General features: G+C 36.4%; 9 protein-coding genes and 1 rRNA gene. 1 reads left to right on the top strand and 9 read right to left on the bottom strand.

Annotated features, from left to right (window positions below; translation table 11 throughout):
- The 6 genes from I586_RS10085 to I586_RS10060 form a co-directional block, all read right to left on the bottom strand.
- Positions 1-218, bottom strand: a 16S ribosomal RNA gene (locus I586_RS10085); the annotation flags it as partial.
- A 627-nt stretch (positions 219-845) separates the two neighbouring features.
- Positions 846-2,348, bottom strand: coding sequence for a HAMP domain-containing sensor histidine kinase (locus I586_RS10080; RefSeq protein WP_034702277.1), 1,503 nt, complete (start codon positions 2,346-2,348; stop codon positions 846-848).
- 11 nt (positions 2,349-2,359) lie between these two features.
- A complete protein-coding gene (locus tag I586_RS10075) occupies positions 2,360-3,046 on the bottom strand; it encodes a response regulator transcription factor (RefSeq protein ID WP_010765234.1) in 687 nt (228 codons plus the stop codon).
- A gap of 150 nt (positions 3,047-3,196) precedes the next feature.
- Positions 3,197-4,618: an NADP-dependent phosphogluconate dehydrogenase gene (gndA, locus tag I586_RS10070; RefSeq protein WP_010765235.1), complete on the bottom strand. Its 1,422-nt coding sequence runs from the start codon at positions 4,616-4,618 to the stop codon at positions 3,197-3,199.
- A gap of 243 nt (positions 4,619-4,861) precedes the next feature.
- Entirely contained in the window at positions 4,862-5,041 is a 180-nt protein-coding gene (gene rpmF, locus I586_RS10065; protein ID WP_010763436.1) for a 50S ribosomal protein L32, read from the bottom strand.
- Positions 5,042-5,097: 56 nt separating this feature from the next.
- A complete protein-coding gene (locus tag I586_RS10060; protein ID WP_010765236.1) occupies positions 5,098-5,667 on the bottom strand; it encodes a YceD family protein in 570 nt (189 codons plus the stop codon).
- A 158-nt stretch (positions 5,668-5,825) separates the two neighbouring features.
- Between I586_RS10060 and I586_RS10055 the strand changes: the two genes are divergently transcribed.
- Positions 5,826-6,605, top strand: a complete 780-nt coding sequence (locus I586_RS10055; RefSeq protein WP_010765237.1) for an ABC transporter ATP-binding protein — start codon at positions 5,826-5,828, stop codon at positions 6,603-6,605.
- Positions 6,606-6,639: 34 nt separating this feature from the next.
- Here I586_RS10055 and recQ read toward each other — a convergent pair whose 3' ends face one another.
- From recQ to I586_RS10040, 3 genes are all read right to left on the bottom strand, one after another.
- Complete coding sequence (gene recQ, locus I586_RS10050; RefSeq protein ID WP_010765238.1) at positions 6,640-8,427, bottom strand: DNA helicase RecQ; 1,788 nt, start codon at positions 8,425-8,427, stop codon at positions 6,640-6,642.
- 265 nt (positions 8,428-8,692) lie between these two features.
- Positions 8,693-10,528, bottom strand: coding sequence for a translational GTPase TypA (typA, locus tag I586_RS10045; protein WP_010765239.1), 1,836 nt, complete (start codon positions 10,526-10,528; stop codon positions 8,693-8,695).
- A 220-nt stretch (positions 10,529-10,748) separates the two neighbouring features.
- Positions 10,749-11,510 (bottom strand): inositol monophosphatase family protein, encoded by a 762-nt coding sequence (locus I586_RS10040; RefSeq protein WP_034702275.1) that lies wholly within the window; start codon positions 11,508-11,510, stop codon positions 10,749-10,751.
- Between the last annotated feature and the right edge of the window lie 2 nt (positions 11,511-11,512).

Genomic DNA, 11,512 nt, shown 5'->3' with positions numbered 1-11,512 from the left:
TAAATCAACACCATGCGGTGTCGACTATTATGCGGTATTAGCACCTGTTTCCAAGTGTTATCCCCCTCTGATGGGTAGGTTACCCACGTGTTACTCACCCGTCCGCCACTCCTCTTTTCAAATGAGTGCAAGCACTCGGTAGAAAAGAAGCGTTCGACTTGCATGTATTAGGCACGCCGCCAGCGTTCGTCCTGAGCCAGGATCAAACTCTCATAATAAAAGTTGAACACAATCTTGCGATTGTTAAGCTCATTTGTTTGCTAGCATATTGCTTCGCTTTGTTAAAAATTGTTGTTTGTTTTTACCGTTGTAAAAACAACCTACACATTTGGTTCGTCTTACTTTGTTCAGTTTTCAAAGGTCTACTGTGTTACCTCGCAGCAACTTTTATATCATATCAAATCTTCGATTCGATGTCAACACTTTTTAAAAAAAGTTTCAAAGTTTTTTTCTGCTTGATGTTGTCGAGTGTTTCGTGACAACTTCATTAGTTTATCAGGTTGTATGTTATTTGTCAACTGCTTTTTTCTTTATTTATAAAGATGTTTTAGCTGTTTTCAAATTAACGACTTTGTTATTCTATCATAGTTATCTTCTTTCCGTCAAGCAGAAAAAAATATTTTTTTGCTTGCTAGAAAACTTAAAAAACATTCAATAGAACATGTATAAATATAACAATACTTATCGTAAAATGCAACTAGAAAATGACGATTTTCATGTCTTTTTTTTCTTAGCGAACGAATCTCTCAAACTTCATTTAAGCATTCGCTTTTTCTATATCGTTTCTATTGAATACCGATTGGATTATTCGGTTAAACTAAAAAGAGCAAGTGGTTAATAACCACCTACTCTTGCAATTCTCTTTTTTCTACTATAGGAATATGAATTCTAAAGATTGTTCCTTGATTGATTACACTCTCTGCATCTATTCTTCCCTTGTAGTTTTCGACTAGTTGTTTAGCAATCGACAACCCTAATCCATTTCCACCTTTATTTCTCGCTCTCGCTTTATCCACTCGGTAAAAACGATTAAATATTTTATCCAAATCATCTTCTGTGATTCCTTCACCAAAATCTTGGATAGCAATTTCGAATTCGCTCAATGTCTTTGAAATGGAGATATGGACTTCTTTTCGCGTTGTCGAATATTTCACTGCATTATCCAAAATAATAACTAAGAGTTGCTCAAAATGATTTCGATAAATTCCTAATGTCACCTCATGCAATAGATCATCATCCAATGTTATAACAAAATCTGGATATAGAATCTTAAAGTTATTAAACACTTGATAAACGACTTGCTTGGCGTTCGATGTATGATTTGGGTATTGCACATCTACTTGTTCCGCACGTGAAAGGTCCAACATTTCTTGAACAAGACTCTTCATACGGGCAATCTCTTGTAAACTTGCTTCTAATGACTCCTCCAACACTTCTGGATCATCTTTCCCCCAACGGTTTAGTAAATTCAAATGCCCTTCAATAATTGCAACTGGTGTACGCAACTCGTGAGATACATCTTCTACAAACTGCTCTTGTTGTTCAATATAACGTCTCATCCGATCCAACATCTCATTAAAGATTTCTGCAATATCGGCCAGCTCGTCATTAGAGTGGATATCTGGCATATGAATATCAGACTGAGGGTCTTTTCTGATCGTGTCCATTGTATCTCGCAGCACCTTTAATGGTTTTAAGAAATATGTGGATAAAATAAAGCCAAGTACACTACTTAAAATCAACGATATTACTTCTAAGGTAATCAGCGTTAATAATAATCGATTTCTAATGTCATAAAATGAAGATAATTCATAAAACGCTTGAATGTACCCAGTCTGTTCTCTGTTTTCCTTAGAATAAACAGGTTGAATAATTAAAAAGCCTGTCTTATCATCTAATGTTTTAATCTCAGCAACTTGTTTTTCCTTTTTAACTAACTCACTTCTAACTTTCTGTGTTTCAAATACTAAAGTGCCTTCCTTATCATAAACTGATAAAAACAATGCAGGCTGTCCTAATTCAGATAGCATAGTGTCCATCTCCATAAGCGATCCTTCAACGGTAACTTTTTTACTATCTAAGACATTCTCATCAAAGCTAGGTGTTTTTAATTTTTCGTAGACTTCCGATATCGTTAGATTACTACTCACATTCGCTAAGCGATTGCCCACTTCTGCAACTGTTCGTTCTGCATTTTCACGTTCTTTCTCAACAATAAGATTGACCGATGACTTATAGGTAATCACAGCAAAAATAGTAAATACTACAAATATGAAGAAAGAACTTGCAGAAGCCCACTTTATTGTCAAAGAAGGCCCCTTCAGTTCTTTTCTTGTTGCTTTTCTCATTTTGAATTTTTTCACGAGCGCATCACATAGCCTGTTCCACGAACAGTTTGAATGTAACTCTCCTCGCCTGGAACATCAATTTTGTTACGTAAGTAGCGGATATAAACGTCAACAACATTTGTTTCAACTTCTGTTTCGTAACCCCAAACTTTATTCAACAGTACATCACGCGCTAATACAACATTAACATTTTCCATTAATGTCAATAACAATTCATATTCACGTTTAGTTAATTCAATCATCTCTGAATTACGACGTACAACACGATTTTCTTTTTCGATTGTTAAATCACGATACGTGATCGTTGTTTGTTTTGCTACGTTTTTATCCCCTTCAATATCGATTCGGCGAAGCAATGCGCGTAAGCGCGCTAACAATTCCTCTATAGCAAATGGTTTTACTATATAGTCGTCCGCTCCATGATCCAAACCAGATACTCGATCAATTACTGAATCCCTTGCTGTCATCATAATAATTGGTGTGTTTTTCACTTGGCGTACACGTCGACAAACTTCTAGCCCGTTCAACTCAGGCAACATTAGATCTAAAAGGATAGCATCCCAATCATTATTCAAAGCCGCTTCTAAACCAGTACGTCCATTGTAGTGAACCTCTGTAGTATAACCCTCATGTTTCAACTCCAGTTCTACAAAACGTGCTAAGTTCTTCTCATCTTCAATAATTAGAATATTACTCATTGGTTATTTGTCCTTTCTCTTTAAAAGCTATCTTAAAGCCTACCTATTATACCCACTTTCAACTCAAAAAGCTAGCAACAACCTGCTTTTTATCATATTACAGATAGAAAACCATGAGAAATCTTTTGAATCCCATGGTTTTCCAACATATTATTGTTCGTTATACCAACTATAGTGGTAAGTACCCTCTTTATCAGTGCGTTGATACGTGTGAGCTCCAAAGTAATCTCTTTGCGCTTGGATCAGATTCGCTGGTAAGCGTTCTGAACGATAAGAATCATAATACGCAATTGCTGAGGCAAATGTTGGAACTGGGACGCCCGCTTGCACAGCGATCGAAACGACATCACGAACAGATTGTTGATATTTTTTAGTAATGTCAACAAAGTACTCATCCAATAGTAAGTTTTCGATTGTTGGATTTTTGTCATAGGCATCCGTAATCTTTTGTAAGAATTGTGCACGGATAATACAACCCGCACGCCAAATTTTAGCAATCTCACCAAATGGCAAATCCCACTCATAGTCTTCTGAAGCAACACGTAGTTGTGCAAAGCCTTGTGCATAGCTCATAATCTTACTAAAATAAAGCGCCTCACGAATTTTTTCGATCAACTCTTTTTTATCACCTTGATAAGCAGGAGCTTCAGGCTTAGCTAATACTTTACTTGCCTTAACACGTTCGTCTTTGTACGCAGAAATGAAACGAGCAAAAACAGATTCAGTAATCAATGGTAATGGAACGCCTAAATCTAAAGCACTTTGGCTTGTCCATTTACCTGTCCCTTTATTTCCAGCAGCATCCATAATTACATCAACGATTGGTTTACCCGTTCCTTCATCGTCTTTACGAGTTAATATATCCGCTGTGATCTCTACAAGATAACTATCTAATTCTCCTTGATTCCACTCTTTGAAAATATCAGCCATTTCATCTACTGATACACCTAGAATATTTTTCATTAGATCATATGACTCTGCAATCAATTGCATGTCACCATATTCGATTCCGTTGTGGACCATTTTCACATAATGACCTGCACCATTCGGGCCGATGTAAGTTACACATGGTTCGCCATCTTCTGATTTGGCAGAAATTTTCTCCAAAATCGGAGCAACTAATTCATACGCTTCTTTTTGGCCGCCAGGCATAATAGAAGGACCTTTTAACGCACCTTCTTCACCACCAGAAACACCTGTTCCAATGAAGTTGATTCCTGAGTTAGCCAATTCTTCATTTCTACGGATCGTATCTTTAAAGAATGTGTTTCCTCCGTCGATTAAAATATCCCCTTTATCTAAGTGAGGTAATAGCTCTTGAATCGTTGCGTCTGTTGCAAAACCAGCTTGAACCATCAACATGATACGACGTGGTTTTTCAATAGAGTCTACAAACTCCTCAATAGTATAAGTCGCTTTAAAATTTTTATCTGGATGCTCTTCAACGACATCCGTTGTTTTTGAACCTGTGCGATTAAATAAAGCAACTGAGTATCCTCTACTCTCAATATTTAAAGCCAGATTTTTTCCCATTACGGCCATTCCGACTACGCCAAATTGTTGTTTTGTCATCTTGTATCCTCCCACTATCTTTGAAAAAAAGTTCATTAGAATTTTCTTATAATCTACATCATTATAACGTAGAATGCTTTATATGAAAACAAAATAGTTTGATTAATTTTATTTACTTGTGTTTATTTTTTAGAATTTAGACAATCACAGATAAATGTCGAGTAAAAAACGTAATCATAATTAAAATAAATCCCCTAGGCTCCATGGTTAGCCTAGGGGATTTTAACATTTCTAAAAAATGTTTTATGCTTCTTTAGAGATTACGTCTTTTCCATCGTAATGTCCACATGCTGGACATACGTGATGGCTTTTTCTCATTTCACCACAGTTTGAACATGCATTCAAACCTTTGATTGTTAATTTGTAATGAGTACGGCGTTTGCCCTTTTTAGCTTTTGAAGTTCTTCTAGCTGGTACTGCCATTGGTGTTCCACCTCCTTGTAAAGATGTGTGCATAAAATGCACGATATATTCCAATCTTACTGCTTTTCGTCCTCATCAGATGTTTCACTGAATAATTCGGATAGTTTAGCAAGACGAGGATCCGTTGTTTGTTGTGCTTCTTCTTGTCTTTTCATCAAGTAATCTTCTTCTGATAAAACTTCCCAATCATCGCCTTTAGGCATCTCTTGACTGGTTTGCTCATCTTCCGATAATACTTGAATCGGGATAGACAATAAAATGTTATCTTCGACTGATTCATCTAAATCGATTGTTGGTTTCTCCAACAAAATGATTTCCTCATCCGCCAAACGTTCATCTCTTTGCTGATATTGTTCTGGAGTCATAAATACCTCATCAACATCAATTGCAAGTGTAAGAGGAACAGGTGTTAAAGAACGTGAAGATGGCACTGTAACAATAACATCAATTCTATAGTGCAGTAAATATTCTTCTTTTCCTACCGTTAAAATCCCGGTTGCTTTAACAGGACTAACATCTAGAATCAAATTATCTCTTTTCATCAGCGACGCTTTCAAATCAAGTGTCTCTGAAAAATCGCACGGTTTGTCTTTGTATTTATTAAGTTCTAATAAAGACCATTTCATATTCATCACCTCATAACGCAACAAAAGCAATTATACAAGGGTTTGAAAGCTTTGTCAATGAAATTTTCTTGACAGTGTTTTCTTCTTTCAACTTTTTTCAATCAAGCCTATTCTATCTTCTCTTTTTAGTGGTAAAATAAAAAAAAGGAGGAGTGAGTATGAAAGCATTTGAGTTTGAAAACGTCTCTTTTATTCGGGATAAAAAAGCATTGTTAAATAACGTAAATTGGTCTGTCAAAACATCTGAAAATTGGGCGATACTTGGATTGAACGGCGCTGGGAAGACACTGCTCTTGCAATTGATCTGTGGCTATCTCTGGCCATCTAAAGGACGTTTAGTGGTTTTAGATCAAGTATTTGGAAAAGCTTCAATACCTGAGTTACAGCGGCGAATTGGTTGGGTGAGTACTGCTTTACAATACAAGATGAAAAACAGAGAAACTGCCGAAAAAATCGTTCTTTCCGGAAAATTTGCAAGCATTGGCATTTATCAGCATTATACAGAAGAAGAACTAGAGCAAGCAAAAACTATTCTGATAAATGCTGGCGGCGCATCTCTTATCGGGAAAAAATACGAAGTTTTATCTCAAGGTGAACGTCAATTGGTTTTAATTTCTAGAGCTTTAATGGCTAACCCAGAATTGTTAATTCTAGATGAACCTTGTAACGGGCTAGATTTATTCGCTAGAGAGAAACTCCTGTCCCAAATCCAACAAATTGCGGAACAAAAAAATCACCCGACCCTACTTTATGTAACGCATCATACCGAAGAGATATTACCTTGTTTTCATCATTTGATGCTCTTGAAAGATGGGGAAATTTTCGCCAAGGGGACACAATCTGAATTATTTAATGAAGAAAAATTAGCAACTTTTTATGCTGAGCATATCCAAATCATTCCATTAAAAGATGAACGTTTTGCCGTTTATCCTAAATAAAAAAGTTAGAGTCCAACTCTAACTTTTTTATTGTTTATTGCATGTTAGGATTTTTTTCTTCCGTTTCTTTAAACGTTTCAATCGCAGATAAAAATTTTTCTCCGTATTTATCCAATTTATTTTGTCCTACACCTTTTACTTGTAGTAATTGAATTGAATTTTTAGGGAGTTTTTCACACATTTCTTTCAATGTACTATCTGAAAATATCAAGTAAGGTGGTACACCAGCTTCTTGAGCTAGATCCATCCTTAATTCTCTCAGCGTTTCAAAGAGACCATCATTGACTACCACTTTGCGTACACGTTGATCTTCTTTTCTAAACACAGTCTGTTGTCCTAATAGCACTTGCACACCCGTCGGCGAAACAGATAACAGCGGATACTGTCCATCTGATGGATTTAAGTATCTTTCAGCGGTTAAATAATCGATCAATTGATTGACCTCTTTTTGTGTCCGATCTTTCATCAATCCATACGTAGGCAAGCGATCAAAACGCCATTGATCGATTTTTTGGTCTTTTGAGCCTGTTAGAACTTTTCCGACTAACCCTTTTCCAAACTTTTCTCCCATTCGTTTCACACAAGACAGAACCTTTTGAACGTCTACTGTGATATCCACTAATTCTCGTTCGTCTAAACAGTTTGAACAGCGTCCGCAATCCGTTCCCTTTTCACCAAAGTAGCGTAAAATAAATTTTTGAAGACACATTTGAGCATTTGCATATTGAGACATTTCTCTTAGTTTCATATATTCTTTTTGCTTGTAGTCGATCGTCATTTCAGATTGATCAATAAAATATTGTTGAATCTGAAGATCTTGTGGCGCATAAAGTAAAACAGCGTCGCTGGGAAGTCCATCTCGTCCCGCTCGACCAGCTTCTTGATAGTAAGATTCGATATTTCCAGGAATTTGAGCATGGATGACAAAACGGACATTACTTTTGTTGATTCCCATACCAAACGCGTTCGTTGCAACCATCACTTGGAGTTTATCAAATAGAAATTCTTCTTGATTATGATTCCGTTCTTTCTCATTCATTCCCCCATGATACATACCAACAGCAATTTTTTTGCTCTGAAGCAGATGGTAGATTCGTTCAACTTCTTTTCTAGTACTCGCATATACAATCCCAGACTGCTCATGATTTAATTTTAAGTATTCTAAAAGAAAAACATCTCTATTCTGGTCTTTCACAACTTGAAAGGATAAATTCTCACGTGTAAAACCCGTTTGCACTTGATTTCCTTTTGGTATATGCAATTGTTTAAGAATATCTTCCGCTACTTGAGGTGTTGCGGTAGCAGTTAACGCAATAACCGCTGGCTGTTGCTGAAACTGTTCAATAATCTCCGCTAAACGTAAATAACTAGGTCGAAAATCATGTCCCCATTGAGAAATACAATGGGCCTCATCTACTGCTAACAAATCGATTGGGACATGTAGGAGTAGCTGTTGAAAATCAAAGGACTCTAAACGTTCAGGCGCGACATATAAAAGCTTCACTTCGCGATCCACAGCCATTTGAACACGTTTATTCATCTCTTGTTGTGAAATCGTACTATTAATAAAGGTAGCAGGAATTCCCATCATATTCAATGCATCAACTTGGTCTTTCATTAATGAAATCAATGGTGAAATTACTAAAGTTAAATTCTCAAGTATAAGCGCTGGCAACTGATAGCAGATTGATTTACCTCCGCCAGTTGGCATGATTCCCAAAACATTTTCTTTATTCAAAACATGATTGATGATTTCTTCTTGTCCTTGACGAAATTCGTCGTATCCAAATTTTTCTTTTAATAAATCTTTCGTGTCAATCATGAAATTCTCTCCGTTCTATGTGTCTGGTTGTTATTTTAGCATGCGTTATAAAGCAATTCAAGACAGGATTCACACGGCCGTGAAACAATTCCGCATTTGTGAAACACATCAATAGTTGATTGGAATTCTAAAAGCTTTATTTATCAAGGTTTCTAAATTAATATACGCTTTTTTTTTCATTTTCAATTGAAAGTTATCCACAAAAATAGGACAAAACTTATACAGTTTTGTCCTATCTTTCTACTTTTAATTAAATTAGCTTAAATTATTCAGCTACTTTTTTCTTTTTACCAGCTTTTTCGCGTTCGTTTTTGTTAAGAATTTGTTTTCTTAAACGAATACTTTCTGGTGTTACTTCACAATATTCATCTTCATTCAAGAATTCTAAAGATTCTTCCAATGTAAGGATTTTTGCTTTTTTGATTACAGAAGTTTGGTCTTTGTTTGCAGAACGAACGTTAGTCATTTGTTTTGCTCTTGTGATGTTTACAGTCAAGTCATTATCTCGGTTGTTTTCACCGATAATCATTCCTTCGTAAACGTCAGTCGTTGGTTCTACAAAAACTGTTCCACGTTCTTCAATACTCATAATACTATAAGTCGTTGCTTTACCAGTATCGATTGATACTAGCGCACCTTGGTGACGTCCACCAATTGTTCCTTGGATCATCGGTAGGTATTGATCAAACGTGTGATGCATGATTCCATATCCACGAGTCATTGACAAGAATTCAGTTGTGTAACCGATCAAGCCACGAGCTGGTGCTAAGAAAATCAAACGAATTTGACCATTACCAGTGTGGATCATGTCTTGCATCTCACCTTTACGTAGGCTTAATGATTCGATAACACTACCCATGTATTCTTCAGGAGTATCGATTTGAACACGTTCAAACGGTTCGCATTTCACACCTTCGATTTCACGTTCAATAACTTCTGGACGAGAAACTTGTAACTCATATCCTTCACGACGCATATTTTCAATCAAGATTGACAAATGCAACTCACCACGACCAGATACAGTCCAAGAATCTGGTCCGATTGGTTCTACAAGTAATGATACGTCAGTTTGTAATTCCGCCATTAATCGCTCTTCAATTTTGCGAGCAGTAACGTATTTACCTTCGCGACCTGCAAACGGAGAGTTATTTACTAAGAATGTCATTTGTAAAGTTGGCTCATCGATGTGTAGAATCGGTAACGCTTCTTGATGTGCCACGTCGGCAACCGTTTCACCAACGAAGATATCTTCCATACCAGATACTGCAATCAAATCACCAGCTTTTGCTTCATTGATTTCAACACGTTGCAAACCAAAGAAACCAAAGATTTTAGTAACACGGAAATTCTTCACGCTGCCATCTAATTTCATTAAAGCAACTTGATCTCCAACTTTCATCGTTCCACGGAACACACGGCCAATACCAATACGTCCAACATAATCGTTGTAGTCTAATAATGATACTTGGAATTGTAATGGTTCTTCAGAATTATCGATTGGTGCTGGTACATGTTCAATAATTTGATCAAAGATTGGTGCCATTGTTGGCTCTTGATCCTCTGGATTATCAGAATCACTTGAAGTTCCGTTTAACGCTGATGCATAGACAACTGGGAAATCTAATTGATCATCATCTGCACCCAATTCGATAAACAATTCTAAAACTTCGTCAACAACATGCTCAGGACGTGCTGATGGTTTATCAATTTTATTTACAACGACGATTGGTGTTACTTTTTGTTCCAATGCTTTTTTCAATACAAAACGAGTTTGAGGCATCGTTCCTTCGTAAGCATCGACAACTAATACGACACCGTCTACCATTTTCATGATACGTTCAACTTCACCACCGAAGTCCGCGTGTCCAGGTGTATCCAAAATATTAATACGAGTGCCATTGTAATCAACAGCAGTATTTTTAGCTAGGATCGTGATTCCACGTTCGCTTTCAATAGCGTTTGAATCCATTGCACGCTCTTGTAATTGTGTGTGACCATCTAATGTTTGTGATTGTTTCAATAGTTCATCAACCAATGTTGTTTTACCATGGTCAACGTGGGCGATGATTGCTACGTTTCTAATATCTTCTCTGTATTTCAATGTAATTGCTCCTTATCCTTTTGCCTTACGTCACTTGTTCATTAAATCCGACTGTTTATTATACCAAATCTTTTTCATGAAATATAGTCTAAAGCTTTCAAAAGTTGTGAAAACTTCATATTTTATTGCCTTTTTTTGAAAAAATAACACATTTACAGAAAAAAAGCAACGTTTTCAGTTAAAATATTGCTTTTTTCTTACTGTATATTTAGGTGATTTCTCATGATTTGTGAACAAAATCGTTTTGAATCTGAGTATATGCAGTTGGTGAAGCTGCCAAAAAGTATTCACGTTTGCTAAAAGTTAATGGTTTTCCTTCTATATCAGAGTACTTAAAGCCGAACTCTTCTATCAAGACTAACCCCGCTGCGTAATCCCAAGGACTTAAATTAGAAATATAGCCAATATGATTTCCTTTAAGCATCGCAATCAACTCGATGCCAGCACATCCACTAACTCTGATGCCCATACTTGCATGACCAATTTCACCAGCTGCGTAAATGTTTTTTCCATACATATAGGCATTCATACCTATCAAACCATCTGACAAAGCACGATCTTTGGGCTGTTGCAACTTTTGATCATTTACAAAAACTCCTAGATCTTTGCCTCCCCAATATAGCTCGTCTTTCATGACATCATAGATAAAGCCCAATTTCCCCACACCATTTTCATACACAGCAATCATGATGCAAAAGTTTTCTTGTTCCATTACAAAATTCATTGTGCCGTCAATTGGGTCAATGATCCAAACTCTCCCATCAAGTGACTCGATCGTATCGAATCCTTTTTCTTCAGCTAAAATAGAATCATTTGGATAATACTTATTGATTTTCTTAATCAAAAAAGTTTGCGTTTCTTCATCGATATTTGTGACTAAATCAGTTCTGTTAGACTTTTGAGACACTGTAACTTTATTAGCAAGACTGACACGGATAAATGCAGCTGCTTCCTTTAACCATTCTTGAATTTCTACTATCATTT

Source organism: Enterococcus moraviensis ATCC BAA-383 (genome assembly GCF_000407445.1).
GTDB lineage: Bacteria > Bacillota > Bacilli > Lactobacillales > Enterococcaceae > Enterococcus_L > Enterococcus_L moraviensis.
The sequence above is the reverse complement of the archived record's forward strand: the minus strand, read 5'-3'. Positions and strand labels throughout refer to the sequence as shown.